This is a genomic window from Reticulibacter mediterranei, assembly GCF_016587455.1.
Genome location: NZ_BNJK01000001.1, coordinates 7,641,021 through 7,655,713 on the forward strand (window position 1 = coordinate 7,641,021; position 14,693 = coordinate 7,655,713).

Below are 14,693 nucleotides of genomic sequence, written 5' to 3' on the forward strand. Positions count from 1 at the left end.
TTGCATAGAAATAAAGAGACAGAAAGAAGGGATATTCATGGGCGTTTATCGGCCTGATTTCTGTTGGCTACGCTGGAAGAGGCGATTGCTCAAACCGTTCACCGGATCGCGCCTGATGCGAACGGATTGAGGGTCGGACAAACGAACGTTCGAGCAGCCAGGCGAGGAGAAGGACTCCTAATTGTATCCAGCAGAGGAGCGCAAAGATGCTGGGAAAGTTGGCGTGCGCATGTAACCAACCAATGAGAACTGGTCCAAAGGCCGAAGCTGGAGCGGAGAGCAGCATCGTCACGCTTTGAGCCGTCCCGCGTCCCAGCGTGTGCTGCTGCCCAATCTGATCGGCGCGAGTAAAGACGCTACTGTAGGGTAATGTCCAGCCTGCGACGGCAAGCAAGAGGCCCAACAGGGAGATCAGGACATGGGCTATGGGAGGCGCTTGCTCGGCAAAGAGCATCTGCAAGATGGTGGGACAAAGGATCAATACGAGTAGCCCGATCCACGCAAGCAGCCCGGAGAGTCGCAAGAGATGGAGTTGCCAGCTTCGGCGGGTCAGTAGCAATCCACCCAGTGGTCGTGTTATGGTTCCTAACAGCAAACCGCTGGCTCCAAGTCCCGCAGCCAGCGACATCGGGAGACCAAAGGGAGAGGAAGCAAAAAAGATAGCGAGCCAGGGAGCCACCGCCTGTCCCATGCCTAACGTTCCCATATGGATCACTCCCAGAGCAACCAATTGCGGTTGACGCGAGGCTTTCAAGAAGCGTTGCCAGAAGGGTTTTTGGGAGGGAGGGGAAGTTGCCTCTGATACCTCTTTCCAGATCGTCCATTGCCATGCCAGAAGCAAAGCCAGTCCGCCCCAGAAGGCAAATATTCCTTCCCAGCCCAGATAAGGCAACAAAAGAGGCGAGGCAAAGAGGCCCAGGCCAGACCCAACCTGCATTGCACCACCAAAGAGTCCTTGTCCCACAGATGCCGCTCGCCCTGGGAAGCGAGCAGCAGTCTGTGAGCCTGCGACGATGCCAATACCGGCCCCGATGCCGATAAGAAAACGGCAAAGGAAAACGCAGGTGAGATGTGGCATGATTGATAATTCAGCATTGCCTAACCCCATTGTGAGCAGTGCTGCGATTAAGACTCTGCGTGGCCCGAAGCGATCCACCAATCCCCCACCTGCTACGTAGCCACAGGCAATGCCCAGATAGAGCAAGGTAGAGAGGAAGCCAATACTCTCATTGGTGATATGCAGATCGTCTTGGAGCGTTGCTTGCATGCCTCCATAATTGGTAAAGTTCGCGCTAATGGCGATGGCTACCAGGCTTATACTTATCAAGCGCATGGGAAGAGAGCGGGGAGGGGGTGTGATATTTTCACTCTTCATGCTAGCTCTCCGTGTGCGCGATGTCGTTCATTCAGGCCAGGGAGAGGACCTGTCGGTAGCCGAGAGGCGATGACTCTGCCAATGACCGACCAATCAAGCTGGTTCCAACCGGCACGCTGGGCCTCCAGCAGATGGGTGCGAGCTAGCTCTACCAGGGGCATAGAAAAGCCGCTTTGCTCGGCTTGTGAGAGGATCAATTCGACATCTTTGAGGCCCAGGGGAACCGGAAAGAGGGCCGGTTCGTAACGGTCACTGCCAATCATCTCGCCATATTCCTGATACACGACGCCCTGAAACAGAGGGGTATGTGCCAGAATCTGGAGTGCAGGAAGGGGATCGAGTTGTGCTGCTTGTAGAAAGGCCGTTGCATATCCCATCGCTTCGAGTGCAGAGACAATGACGCTATTGATGGCGAGCTTAAAGAGAGAGGCTGCATCTACTCGTTCCCCTATATCAAATACTGTACCCAGTTGTTGTAGCATCGGCAAGACACGTTCTTTAGCCTCAGCAGGCCCACAAAGCAGGATGGTCAATGTTCCCTGTGCTGCTAATGGAGGCCGACCGAGGACGGTAGCAGAAAGATAGGTAGCGCCGCGCCCCACTTGCCGATACTGCTCAGCGGCCCATTGCGTACAGGAGGAAGAGACTGTGGAGAGTGAGATATGAATGCTCTTCTCTGAAAGAAGAGGAGATAACTCGCTGACGATCTGACGCAGGGCAGTGTCATCGGGTGTCATTGAAAGGACAATTTTTGAAGAGAAAGCGATCAAGGAAGGATCAGTAACTGGTGTGGCGTTAGCCTCTTGTGAGAGAAGGGCTATACGCGTGGAATTGGGGTCAAAGATACGTAGCTTGTAGCCATGATGGAGCAAGGTTCTTGCCATTGGAAGGCCCATTTGACCCAGACCGAGAAAACCAAGTGGTTCATCCGTACGTACGGGCGAGTGTACGACAGGTCTGCTGTGTGTGATATCCATAGAATACTTTCCTTTTGTACTAACATGTTGAGAGAACCACCTATGGCACCTACGACATTTCGTTTTGCTTGAAGCTGTCATCGAGCCTTCGGGTATTTCCCTATTTCTGTCGCTAGTATAGAGGTGTTGAGTGAGAGAGCGGAAGGGGTAAACCAACCAAAACACGAGGAGGGGTAATCCATCAGGAAAAAAGCTGCTACACTTCTAGCGGAAGCATAAGTATGAGTGCAAAAATGAAAATCAGGCCTATCCAAAAACGAGAGATAAAGATTCGCATGTATAAAATATGATCAGTTTCTCCATTTTTGATAGAACAGATGAGAATGGTGCAACGCTATGAGAACAATATCTTGGCGTAGTTTGTGTAGTTGGCTGCTTCGATTGATGCTCATACCCACTTGCATGTTATGGGTATGGCTATTGTGGCAGAGTGGTAATCCCGATGGTGTTGGCCTCATACTTGATCAACACATCCTCGACGCATATTGGCACTCAGCCCTGGCTGATGCGCTCTCTCGTCAGAAGGATATGGTGACAAAAATAGCTGAGGAGAGGCTCAATTTGCATAAAACGTAGAAGAGGTAGGTATCTCTCGGATAATGAAATGGTAGGAATGAAAGCAATCAGCAGGGAATTGTAACTATCCTCTCTCCCGTGAAGTGATTTCTCTGACGACGCGATGAATTCCTTTTGTGATATCCAAAAATGCATCATCGGTGTTTTTCCACCGAGTGACAGGTTTAGCATCTTGAGGTAAGCATTGTAGTTCACTGAAAGGAGAGTCTTTCCAAGAGACAGGGCGAAGTATGACAGGAATGACATGAGCAGCCTGCGTCCTATGCATCTCAAGAGCTTGCATCATTTCAATGCCATAACAATAATTTGAAGCCATAAAACTCGGACTGACTAGTAAAAGGATAATGTGAGAGGTACATAAGTGAGTAGTAATTTCTCTTCTCCATTCTGTGCCAGGGATGATCTGTCGGTCGTACCAAGTGATGATACTGTTCTGATGTATTAAAAGCTTTAGATGCTCATCTAATTTTTCTCGGAACTTTTCATCTTCACGAGCATAGCAGTAGAAGATTTTTACTGGAGTATCGATCTGATTGGTGGTAATATTTTCGTCAATCTGATGAAATAGCTGCTCGGTTGGAGGTTTATACCTGCCGGAAGCTGGTATGAAATCCTGGTCCATACCTGGCCCTTCTTCCTTTCCTGGCTGGAAAGAAGATGTTGTTGTAGGTAGGCGTGATACGCCAGAGTCTGCGGAAATCGTTGATGTTTTCTTCATTTCAAGGAGTGTTACATGCCACTCAGAGAGAGAACTGTGCAATCTCAAAGACATTTTACTTGGCTTGAGAGCATAGTGATCAGCAACTGAACTGATGGCTTTCGACAGTGGCCTCTCTCGCTCTACTACATTGAGTTCGTCTATTAACTGCTGGATATCTTTTTCTCTCTCCGACCTTTCTTTTATTATTTCTTCTTTTATTATTTTCCTCTTTTCCCTCAATTCCATTAAAAGAATTTTATACGTATTTTCCTTTTTACTTCTATATCTTGTGATAACCGTCTTTAACTCTTTATTTGTTTCAGGCATCGTTTGCTCTATTTTTTGCAATTCTTTCCGACGTTCTTTTATAGCCTGCATGCTCTCGATCACTGGTTGGTACTCTATAGTCAACGATTTAACAAATGCGTAGAGCGAAAATGAAGCATAAAAAGGCAAAAGAAAGATCTGTTTTTCCTTGGGAGAAAGCACTACTATACAGGGGAGATATCGCTCCGGAATGCCAAAAAAACGTGCAGTTTCTGTTGCAGCCCTCGTGAGAGCCTCTTTTCTCTCCTCAGACTCTCTGCTAAAAAGGAGGGAGCTTGGTAGCCCATAATTGGTAACAGGGTTGCCCTCTTTTGAGCCATATCTTTTGAGTTTGTTTTTCAATTCCGCTGATGGCCGACCCTCAAGAACAGATAAATCTTCACAGAAATCCGGCTCATCTCCGACATATTGGAACTCTGCCCTAGAGAGCCGTCTAGATGGGCGGGGCATGATTACTAGGATGTGATCACTTGTGAGATCATCAAGGCTATACCAATCCCTAATTAGCTCATCCTGGAGTTCCTGTCCATCAGCCGTTCGAGCAATCGGGACAACCATCGCAGCATAGCCTGCAAGTGATAATGCGTTTAGGGATCTTGCTAAGAATTCCCCAATAGAGATCTTTGGTGAATACATTTTTATTGCCCTGCGTTCACTCTTTCTGAGTTTCAATCTGATAGACAGCGATATGCTCACGTGTTTCTTAATCAGAGCATAGCCATAGTTTCAAATGACAGGCGAATCGGTGGGTGGTGAGAGCAGACGAAGGAAGGTGCTAGGCTGTTTCGACGCCTCCACCAAGTTCCCCCCCCCAACAGCTTTTTCTCATGGCGGAAGGTCAAACAATGGCAGTTGCTGTATCACAGGTCTGCGCCTCCTCCGGCGCGGAGCGTAGGATGGTGTTCGCCAAGAGGTCATAGGTTCTCTGCTCCGGCCAGAGGCTGTACTGCTGAATGTGCTGCCAATCATCTGTTCGCTCTCGGCGAGGACGCTTGTTTGCAGGCATGACGCTCACCTCTTCGCAGGAATGCTCCCACCCTTTCTATTATGTCGCCATGTCCTGACAAGTGCAAGGATCGGCCATTGTTGATAGCCAATATGTGTCGAGGATGTCTTGATCAAGTATGGTTGGCCTTACCTGGCGGCATTATTCTAGTGGGTCTATTTGTATCTCATGCCTGGAACTTGCATGATCATGACTTCGGTGACAAGAGATATACGGTATCTCTTCCAATAAAATTTGTAGGAGGAAGTAACTGTATAGCAAAATAGAGATTGAAAGATATGTAAAATACTATTTTTTTCGTGCATCTTTCCTTCACCTTTCAGGAGACGAACAAACAATGTTCAATCAATCGCGGCCACGTTTATAGGCAATAACGATGTTTGCGCTCCTTCTTGCGTTTGCAGGCCACTTTGCTTTCCTGCTTATCTCTGGGCATGGTTCTGTTCCTCCCCTACTCGTTGCTTTAGCATCTGCCTGTATTGTTGCTATTCGAGCCTTTCCATTTCGCTGGTCTGCTCTTCTCTTCTGGGGATTGTTCTTTGCGCTCCTTCTCTCTGCCGTTTATGTGGGTCTGTGGATGCCCCAATAACAGAGATATCATCCTCCAAATCGTTTTCTCCTGAATGATTTCTTCTGTGATCTCCTCGATCTTTGACTTTCGCTTTGGTGAGCTTGGATAGGGGCATCCCGTAGGTGGCGGGAATCTCGCCCGCCGGAATAACCTCGGCAAAATGCCAGCGTCTCACCCACACCGTCAGTGGGATCACAAGCAGCAAGACAATGAGCGAAGTCCATTGGGCTTGCTTGAACCCCCAATTCAGCGTGAAGAGCGGTACAACAGTATTCGCGCGGGCAAAGAAGACCAGAAACTGGGTTATGGCATAGCCTCCCAGATAGGTGAGCAAGAGCATACCGGGGTGGCGATACCGTCGGGTCAGGAACAGAAGCACCCCAATCAGCAGGAGGTTGACCAGGATTTCATAGCCTGCTGCTGGTTGTACCGGGACGTGGCAGGTGCCTGCTGCCGGATTCTGACAGGCCCAACTGGCCGGATTGTCATACACTGTGGACCAGGGAAGTGTGCTGGGATACCCGATGATATCACCGTTAATAAGATTGCCGATTCGCGCAAAGGGTTGCGCACAGGCGGCGAAGAGTGCTCCAGCGTCCAGCACGACCAGAGGATTGAGCCGCTCTTTCATGGCTCGCCAGAACAGCACCGGCACGATCAAAAAGATCGCCCCGTAAAACGCCATACCGCCTTCCCAGGTAGCCAGGATATGTTGGGGCTTCAAGAGGTGATCCGGAACCAGGTTGGGCTGCTGGATCACGAAATAGAGGCGCCCGCCGACCAGACCGGCCCCCACGCACCACCAGAGCATCCGATACACCTGTTCTTCTGTGATCCCCTGGCGTGCGATATACCTGCGGATCAGCCAGAGGCCCGTCACAATGGCGATGACATACATGAGGCCGTACCAATGCAAGGCCAGCGGACCCAGGGAGAACAGGACCGGGTTGATATTCAGATGAATATACGGGCCAATTTGAAGCCATCCCCAATTGATGAGAGAAGCAAGATGAATTGAGAGACGTTCCATCGTTCACACTCTTTTCGCCAGGGGAAAACCGCTTTTCAGCTTCCCCTCTCTTTCAATCAAAGCGTCCTGCATGCAAGCGCACAGATGTTGAAGACGACCACACTGCTCACTCCTAGAAGCAGGTCGAACAGGACGACATCGCCAGTCAAGGTCAGCACAGCGTGCCACAACTCCCCCCAACGGCCAGAAGATGTGCGTTCGTATGAGGCTTGCCGCCAGCACTCCAGGGAAGCCAGCCCCACTGTTAGGGTGATTAACAAGAACGTCAGCGGCCAGTTCCAGGAGAGCAGGGGCGTGCTCCAGTTCACCCGTACCCCCACCAGACGGGCGACCAGCGTACTCAGGACGAAAACGGCAACCAACAGTATGCGCCGTTGCGCCCGGGTTCTCATGCGTACCGCGAGGAAGCCTGCCAGCGGAAGCAAGAGTGCTGACATCTCACAGCCCCCAAGCACAAAGGCGCTAAAGAGGGTCAAGGTAAAAGAAGATGTGTGGGCAAACAGGGGCTGCACGAGGGCTGTGGTACTGATGACACTCAAGGCGTAGACCAGTCCTGGCAAGAGCAGAACCCCTCCTCGCAAGGTACGGGGATGCATTTCTCTGGCCCAGGCTTCGGCAAAAGCGGCAGGATTGCGACCAACAACTGTTTCCGGAGATCTTCCATCCATCGCTGCCTGGAGAAGGTGGTGCTCTAATTCCAGTTGCATCTCGTTCTTGGGTGCCTTCGCAATCCCCCGCAGTTCCCAGTATCTCCCACATGCCTCACTGAGGTCGGAGATCTGGCTGCGGGTGGGCTGATTGAGGATCAACATCAGCATGCGCTCCTTTCAAAATCTGTGAAACAGCCTGGGCAAAGCTGTTCCACTCAGCCTGCCACTCGGCCAATTGTTCGGCACCTTTGGGGAGAAGACGATAATACTTGCGCGGAGGGCCATCCGTTGAGGGGACAAGATATCCTTCCAGGTAGCCGCGCTGTTGCAGACGGCTGAGAAGAGGATAGATACTGCCTTCGCTCACCAGCGCGAGTCCTTGTTGGGCCAGGCGTTGGACCATCTCGTACCCATAACAGGGCCGCTGCGCAATGGTAGCCAGCAGACACATATCCAACGTCCCCCTGAGCAATTGGGTCAAGCGTGCTTCCACGAGGGTTCCCTTTCACTTTCTTGCGTCACAAGATACTGAAGAAGAGTATATCACACCGTATCTTGTGACGCAAGAAAGTGAGAAGAACAACTGCCGTCGTAACCATGAGGACTTGACCGGCGCTCTAGAGGTAGAGCTGCCCAGAATTCCCGTATATCTAACAAGAAACGATTGGCTTATAGCTGGCGAAAGAATAGCTGCTAGAAGATATTATCTGATCGCTATTGAATGTGGTGCTATTTCCGCTGAGACTGTCTCATCTCTTTTTGGGGTTCGAGATCGGCCTGGGAAGCCAACAATTGCCTCTACCACTCCCCCTCTTTTGGTCATGTATGAGGAGATAAACATTTACTGTGGCAATATGAGAGCCACTTGACAGTTTTAAGATATGTCAGGTATAACAAGCAACGAAGATGTTGGTTCCCTTGCCTGGTTGGAACCACACCTGCATCAGCAACGAGGTGCAGGGCATGTTGTCGCTAGCTGGCGCAACATGCAAGAGGTGTATCCAGGCGTTTGCGGTATCTGGTCATGTTGAGCGTGCTCCATACTGGATCGTGAAGCGCAGCACCGACAGATTGTAAGTGATGTTGAGTGAGCTCCATTGCAGATCTGTTGCTGGATCAGGTTCTCCACCTGGAGCGATGAGAGGTGAACGATTGAGGAACATTGAGCTTGCTCTGTTCCTCCAGCGTCCTCCTTTCATCGCTCGAACGGACTTTCCCCGCGTGATTGTATATGTTTACCCACAGAAAGGAGGTGTATTCGACCAGCGAACCACGCTGCTGTGCGATAAACTGCTCAGCTGAGCTGCCTGAAGATAACACAGGCAGGCGGTGGATGCTGTTCCTTTTTCTGTGGCTGTTTGTTTTTCTCTGAAAGGAACATCCCATGAAGAAGAATACTCATCAATCATCCCAGTCGTCGCACGCACAGCCGCTTTGTTCTTGTGGAAACCGCTCCTGCGAAGTGATGGAGATTGTTCGTCTTATCCTGGAGACGACCGATAACTTTCTCCTGTTACAAGCAGGGCGTAACACTCTCCAGCAGACGCTGATACCCATGCTTGAGCACATGCATCGGGATCAGCAGGCAAGCCTGGAACGCTGGCAAATAGAACAGGACATCTATTGGAGTCAGATGTCCTCTTCGGTGAGACCGACCATGCGCTGGCAGCAGTTTTCTCCGGTTGAGCAGGAGCTATCCCGCAAACAACGATGGGTTTCCGAATGGTATGTTCGTGAGCAGCAGCGCTTACAAGAACGTGATGAGCAACTCCAGGAGGCTATGCGTCGTCACGAGGCGCACCTTGAGGAATGTGCCAGCCGTTTTGTGCTGCAAGCATTGCGTCCAGAATGTGTGCCTGCAATGACCGCCGTGTTGCAAGAACACATGCAACGCCTTCAGGCACGCTTATCGCACGTGATCCAACAAGCGGAGGCCCATGCCCAGCAGGTTGCTCTGTTGCAAACGCAGTATCAAAATGAGGTTAAACGGTTACAGGCAGGACAGTATGGTGTTGATGAGCAACTTGCATTTGGCAAAAAAGAGGCAACCACCCACTGGGTGATCAAAAACCTCTTTGGCCTGGGTACTCCCCAAAGCTTGACGCTGACGCATCAGGTGTATAATCAACTCTCTGCCACCAACCATCTCCAGGCACATATTCGCTTGCAGGACCACTTTTTCTGGTACTGCGAACAGATATGGCGCTTCTGTGAGCAGGCTGGTCTGGCAGCGAGAGTGCAAGTACTCACAACTCGCCTCCATCACTGGCATGAGCTAGTGACCGCATTTGACAACACAACATCTCCCGTTGATGTGAAGACCATTTTACTGGCACTGGTTCCCAACCAGTAACGTCATCATTTGGTCTTTCAGTGAAAGGAGATCACCAACAGAAAAAGTGTCTGGTGATCTCTTTGCAATTCTGGCTTCTATTGCTCCTGATTGTTTTGCAAGAAAGAGTGGCCCTTCGCATTTTTTTGCATGGACGAATAAACAGGAGGTGAGATCGCGGAGCGTCTTACAGCCAAATTGCTTCGGAAAATTCTCAACGCGTTATTGTCTCGCTTCTCTTCTTCTCAAAGGAGGCATTATCGGCAAAAGAAAAGGAATGCTCTATGAAGCTGTAGAGCGCCTGGATGCACTTATGGCAATCGGTGAGAAGCGGGGAAGAGCCAAAGCGGAGGCACGTGCCAGAGGGGAACCGACGTTCTCGTTTACCGATCAACGCATCCATAGTTTTCAGACAAGAAGCACGTATCAGGATGTGATTATGCGCTTTCTGAAGTGGTGTCGCGCCCAATTTGGTCTCAATCGCTTGGCAGACATCGATATTCGCGCTGATAAGCTCGTGTGTGCCTATCTGGAGGAGCGCATTACTCAGCAGTATAGCGCCTGGACACTGCGGACCGAACGCGCAGCACTGCGACTGTTCTTTCAACGTCGTGACCTGGCCGCAAGTGTTGTGTTGCCTCCACGCCATCTCAACGCCATTACCCGTTCACGTCATCCTGTCGAGCGTGACCGTCATATCCAACCGGAACACTGGCGTTCCCTGATTGATTTTTGTCTGGGATGTGGCCTGCGTCGGGAAGAGGTTCGAGACGTGCGGGTCCGAGATGTCTATCGTCGCCGGGATGGTGTACTGGTTGTACAGGTGGTACGCGGCAAAGGAGGGAAGTGGCGTGAAGCTCCTGTCCTTCCCGACCAGGAAGCTCAGATCCTTGCTGTGATTGCCGGAAGAAAACCGGAGGAGCGCATCTTTCCACATTTGCCAGAACACCTGGATATTCACGCGTGTCGGCGCACCTATGCCCAGCACCTCTACCAACACCTTTCCGAGTATGCACTTCCTGCCTTGACAAGACCATTGCAGATGAGCGAGGTCGATCTCAGCGCCGCTCTCCAGGTATCCCAGGCGTTGGGGCATGAACGCATCGATGTCGTGATTTTGTATTACCTCACGTGAAAATTGCGGAAAGGGGGAGCTAAAAATTCATCCTTAGAGATACCTTCTTTCACTGAATCCCTATCTTTTTCGTTCAAGCCGCTCTGGAACGGGACAACCCGGAGCGGCTTTTTGCTGCCCAAAAATAGGAGATGTGACAATGACAACAATCCATCAACAGCGTTATACGCTCCTTTCGCCTCTTGGACAGGGGAACAATGGCAAAGTTTTTCTTGCATTAGATAGTTCAGGAAAACATGTTGCCATCAAGCAGCCATTGAAAGGCGACTTAAAATATGAGCGGTCTTTGCTCCTCCATATCCATAAGCATGAGCCTCTCTCAGGAGTTCCTCGCCTGCTTGATACTGTTGTCTTTCCCTCTCAAAGTAAAAAGATGAGCTTAGTTCTTGAATATGTGGAAGGAGCATGCATGAGAAATATTGCAGGGGCTTCGCTGCCACTTTCTTCCGTTATTGCCGCTATAACTGAAGCTATCAGCATTTTAGCTCATCTGCACGCTCGTGGTGTGATTCATAATGATTTGCACAACAAAAACATCCTCATGGATAAGAGCGGCCACATTCACATCCTCGATTTTGGACACAGCCTGATTCTTGATCCTTCATGTATACGCAAGCAATTTCCAAGCGACCTGCTCTCCCTGATCTGGCTTGTTGAGTCCTGGATCAACTCTCTCCCCCAAGAGGTGGATAGCCCTCTTAAGCACACATTGGCTGCCTGGTTGAATACCACCTCTCACAGGCTCTGTGAGCAAGTGACACCGCCTGAAAATGCCAGTTCCCTTCTTTCCAAATGGCAGAATGCTCTTCATCAGGCCATAACGCAACACACCTTATCAGGTTGTTGAGTGAATCCGGCAGAAGAGGAGGAGCAGGAAAGGGGATGCTAAACACGCCACGTGGTCCACCATACCCACGCAGGTAAAATTTTATTCACGTTTTTGCCAAAAATAAATGAGACCTCACCTCCCTACTTGTCACGGTGATGAGGTGAGGTCTGTTCTCAAAAGGAGAACGTTTCTTGATGAAGAAGATAACACACCCTCATTTGGAAATCAAGATGGATGAGTCCACTGCAACAAGTGGCACTCCGAATGGTTCACCTCGTGAGTCGCCGCTCATAACCACCTCTAACGAAGAGAGGTTTGCTGAGGGCGATCTACAAATGGTCGTAGAAGAGGAGACTATTCACCAGGATCACCGGACACGGCTGCGAGAACTGGCGTCTCATTACGAGAGTGGTTTGATGGTACTCAACGATGAGGAGATGCTGACGCTCGTATTATGTCCGGCAGGGCGTCCGAGCAAACGTATGGTGCGCATCGCTCAGCAGATCATGCGTGCTGGTGGCATTCAGGGGCTGGCGCGGGAAGTAGTCAATGCACCATCTGGACTCCGGCGTTTTGGCCTCACGCAACGCGAGATTACCCATCTCAAGATGACGTACGAATTGGTAGCACGATGCCATCTCCTCCAGCATATCAAACGCACGCGTATTCGTTCAGTGTATAATGCGGAAAAGCTCTTTCGGCCAGAAATGATGCATCTGGATCATGAAGAAATGCACATGCTCCTTCTTGATACAGCAGGGCAGATCATCGAATATGTCAGATCCTACAAGGGAACCGTCAACATGGCCTGTTTGCGTGCAGCAGAGATTTTCCGTCCCGCCATTCTCCGTAACTGTCCTCGCATTATCGTGTGCCACAACCATCCATCCGGGTGGTGTGAGAGTTCCCCAGAGGATCGTGAGGCGACGCTTCAGCTGGTTCAGGCCGGGAAGATTCTCGATATTGAGCTACTCGATCACCTGATTCTTGGCAATTCTTCCTTTACCAGCCTCAAGGAGGAGTTGCAATGGTAGCCAGTTCGTCCTGGGGTGCGCCTTCTTCGTGTGGGGAAGCCGCTTTGCACTATGCCCAACAAGGAATACCAGTGTTTCCTGTCAAAGGCAAAATTCCCTATGCGAACACGAGAGGGTTCTATGATGCTACCACTGATCCTGACCTCATTGGCTGGTGGTGGCGGCGCTGGCCTGATGCGAACCTTGCCGTTCCAACGGGGCAGGCATCAGGCTGGGTAGCGCTCGATATCGATGGACGACATGGGGGCTTTACCTCGCTCACTGTCCTGAAAGCGCTGTTGTCTCAGCAAAGAGAGGAAGTGCATCATGCCCATCTCCCAACGCTGCCTGCAACTCGCGTGGCCCGTACTGGCTCCGGCCTTCATCTCATCTATCAAACTCCCTCTTCGGCTTTGCGCAACCACGTTCGGTGTGCAGGGCTTGATGGGATCGATCTGCGTGGAGAGGGAGGCTATATTGTCGTTGCTCCCTCGCTGCATCCCAACGGACGGCGATATTCCTGGTCCCAGAATATCGCCCCTGCTCCATTCCCATCACGGCTGCTGGCGCTCTTGCAGCAATCGGAACGATTCCGGCATCGGGAAGCGGCATACCTTCACTCAGTAAGACAGCTTGATTCCCAGGAGTACCCCTTACGCTCCCAGCAGAACCCGGATTACTGGCTTGAAAAAGCTGTGCAGCACGCCTGTGTGGGAAAGCGACATACCTGTGCACTGTGGCTTTCCTGTCGTCTGGTGGAACAGGCTCATCTCACCTATCGACAGGCGGAACCCTATATGCGTCGTTATGTGGAACGGGTTCCATGTGGAGAGGAGGAGTATCCCTTGTCTGACGCCCTCAATTGCCTGCATTGGGCTATTGCTCATCTTGCCTCATGAAGTTGCTAGAAGTGCAGAGGCATCCCATGTGCTTTCCATATTGCATACGAGCACCACCTGGCAACTTCTCAGTTTTCATGATTGCTTGCCTTCTTCAGTTTTCTCTCTACTTATCATTGTATACAACAAAAGCCGCTTCCCCGAACTCTGCATGTGTGGGAAGCGGCTTTTTTTAGAAAGGCAAAGCTTCCTGTGCTAGGTGTACCACATCGTTCCGAATTGTCCATACCAGGACGATAGATTGCCTGTTGAGCGGCGATACATCTTTCAAAGAACAGGAGAGCCGACCGGCATGATCGGTTCCCTGAACCGATTCACTCACCTGAACCAGCTACTCTTCCAGGGGGAGATAGTAACATACCTGAGTACTGTGATGCAGGACAAAACCCAGTCGTTCATACATCTTGATACTGATCGGGGTTGGCCCCAAGACAGCGAGACGATAGTCCAATTGACGAGCCTCGTGCAGAGCAGCCAGGGTCATCGCTGTGCCTATCCCCTGACGTTGCATGTGGGAAACAACGTGGACATCGTATATGCCCACCGCACGTGAGCCTGCGAAAAGCCCGAAGCCTCCAACGACCTGCTCTCCAATCTTTGCCACGTAGAAGCGGAGTGCTCGATCTCCTTCAAGGCCGAGGCTGATATACAATTGTAGGTGTTCAGACACAGCATGCTCGTCGAAGTCGGGATGTGCATCAAACGACGAGGCCAGTCCGGCTTCATCTTTCACTCGTTCCACTCTCAAGCCGGGTACGGGACGGATTTGCTCATGCAACGCCAGCAGATCTGCCGCCATTCCTACGCCTGCGTCGAGTCGTTTACATCTATGCGCTTCAAGCCTCTGTGCAAGGTCAGCGGGCTGATCCGCGCGTGCGATATACCAGAGATGAGGCACTTTGCGTACTCGGAAGCGTTCGAGCACCTCAATGATTGCGCGATCTGCAACAGACGTTGACAATCGTGTGCGCACAACGCCATTGTAGGTGTTGTCATCCACACCAGTAATCACCCACGTCAGATCGTCTGCGAAGGAGCTTTCCGCTAGCGGTGAAGTTCCCAGGTAAGCCAGGAACTCAACCCAGTTCTCGCCTTCCAGGAGCGGCCACAGTTGCCGATCACTTGTTTCATTGTACTTGTTCATAGCTATTGCATCTCCAATAGGGTAACACATCTTGTCTCTTGCCTTCATATTTATCAGGAGGAATATCGCCAGCGATGGCGTTTAAAGAGGCTTCTGGAGGTGCGCGGGCACGATGAAACATGCCAGAGG

14 protein-coding genes are annotated in these 14,693 nt (G+C 50.9%); 5 read left to right on the forward strand and 9 right to left on the reverse strand.

Annotation, left to right across the window (positions count from 1 at the left end; translation table 11 throughout):
- Positions 1-67 precede the first annotated feature (67 nt).
- The 7 genes from K3T83_RS32835 to K3T83_RS32865 all read right to left on the reverse strand — a co-directional run bounded on the left by K3T83_RS32835 (position 68) and on the right by K3T83_RS32865 (position 7,705).
- A complete protein-coding gene (locus tag K3T83_RS32835; protein WP_220207139.1) occupies positions 68-1,375 on the reverse strand; it encodes an MFS transporter in 1,308 nt (435 codons plus the stop codon).
- Entirely contained in the window at positions 1,372-2,352 is a 981-nt protein-coding gene (locus K3T83_RS32840) for an NAD(P)-dependent oxidoreductase (RefSeq protein WP_220207140.1), read from the reverse strand. Before K3T83_RS32840 ends, K3T83_RS32835 begins: the two co-directional genes overlap by 4 nt.
- 640 nt (positions 2,353-2,992) lie before the next feature.
- Positions 2,993-4,651: a TIR domain-containing protein gene (locus K3T83_RS32845; protein ID WP_220207141.1), complete on the reverse strand. Its 1,659-nt coding sequence runs from the start codon at positions 4,649-4,651 to the stop codon at positions 2,993-2,995.
- A gap of 142 nt (positions 4,652-4,793) precedes the next feature.
- The gene (locus K3T83_RS32850) at positions 4,794-4,961 is read right to left on the reverse strand and encodes a hypothetical protein (RefSeq protein ID WP_220207142.1); all 168 of its coding nucleotides are present in this window, start codon (positions 4,959-4,961) and stop codon (positions 4,794-4,796) included.
- 485 nt (positions 4,962-5,446) lie between these two features.
- Positions 5,447-6,562: a prolipoprotein diacylglyceryl transferase gene (gene lgt / locus K3T83_RS32855; protein WP_220207143.1), complete on the reverse strand. Its 1,116-nt coding sequence runs from the start codon at positions 6,560-6,562 to the stop codon at positions 5,447-5,449.
- Positions 6,563-6,618: 56 nt separating this feature from the next.
- Positions 6,619-7,374: a hypothetical protein gene (locus K3T83_RS32860; protein ID WP_220207144.1), complete on the reverse strand. Its 756-nt coding sequence runs from the start codon at positions 7,372-7,374 to the stop codon at positions 6,619-6,621.
- Positions 7,325-7,705, reverse strand: a complete 381-nt coding sequence (locus K3T83_RS32865) for a PadR family transcriptional regulator (protein WP_220207145.1) — start codon at positions 7,703-7,705, stop codon at positions 7,325-7,327. The genes K3T83_RS32860 and K3T83_RS32865 overlap by 50 nt, the downstream gene beginning before the upstream one ends.
- Positions 7,706-8,596: 891 nt before the next feature.
- On the opposite strand from K3T83_RS32865, the gene K3T83_RS32870 reads away from it, so the two are divergent.
- The 5 genes from K3T83_RS32870 (at position 8,597) to K3T83_RS32890 (ending at position 13,420) form a co-directional block, all read left to right on the forward strand.
- The gene (locus K3T83_RS32870) at positions 8,597-9,565 is read left to right on the forward strand and encodes a hypothetical protein (RefSeq protein WP_220207146.1); all 969 of its coding nucleotides are present in this window, start codon (positions 8,597-8,599) and stop codon (positions 9,563-9,565) included.
- A 256-nt stretch (positions 9,566-9,821) separates the two neighbouring features.
- Positions 9,822-10,679, forward strand: a complete 858-nt coding sequence (locus K3T83_RS32875; RefSeq protein ID WP_236065035.1) for a site-specific integrase — start codon at positions 9,822-9,824, stop codon at positions 10,677-10,679.
- Positions 10,680-10,818: 139 nt separating this feature from the next.
- A complete protein-coding gene (locus tag K3T83_RS32880; RefSeq protein WP_220207147.1) occupies positions 10,819-11,526 on the forward strand; it encodes a protein kinase domain-containing protein in 708 nt (235 codons plus the stop codon).
- A 176-nt stretch (positions 11,527-11,702) separates the two neighbouring features.
- A complete protein-coding gene (locus tag K3T83_RS32885; protein ID WP_220207148.1) occupies positions 11,703-12,542 on the forward strand; it encodes a JAB domain-containing protein in 840 nt (279 codons plus the stop codon).
- The gene (locus K3T83_RS32890) at positions 12,536-13,420 is read left to right on the forward strand and encodes a bifunctional DNA primase/polymerase (RefSeq protein ID WP_220207149.1); all 885 of its coding nucleotides are present in this window, start codon (positions 12,536-12,538) and stop codon (positions 13,418-13,420) included. Before K3T83_RS32885 ends, K3T83_RS32890 begins: the two co-directional genes overlap by 7 nt.
- A 172-nt stretch (positions 13,421-13,592) precedes the next feature.
- Here K3T83_RS32890 and K3T83_RS32895 read toward each other — a convergent pair whose 3' ends face one another.
- Both K3T83_RS32895 and K3T83_RS32900 read right to left on the reverse strand, forming a co-directional pair.
- Entirely contained in the window at positions 13,593-13,742 is a 150-nt protein-coding gene (locus tag K3T83_RS32895; RefSeq protein ID WP_220207150.1) for a hypothetical protein, read from the reverse strand.
- Positions 13,743-13,751: 9 nt separating this feature from the next.
- Positions 13,752-14,564 carry a GNAT family N-acetyltransferase gene (locus tag K3T83_RS32900; protein WP_220207151.1) on the reverse strand — a complete coding sequence of 271 codons (813 nt, stop codon included), beginning with the start codon at positions 14,562-14,564 and terminating at the stop codon, positions 13,752-13,754.
- Between the last annotated feature and the right edge of the window lie 129 nt (positions 14,565-14,693).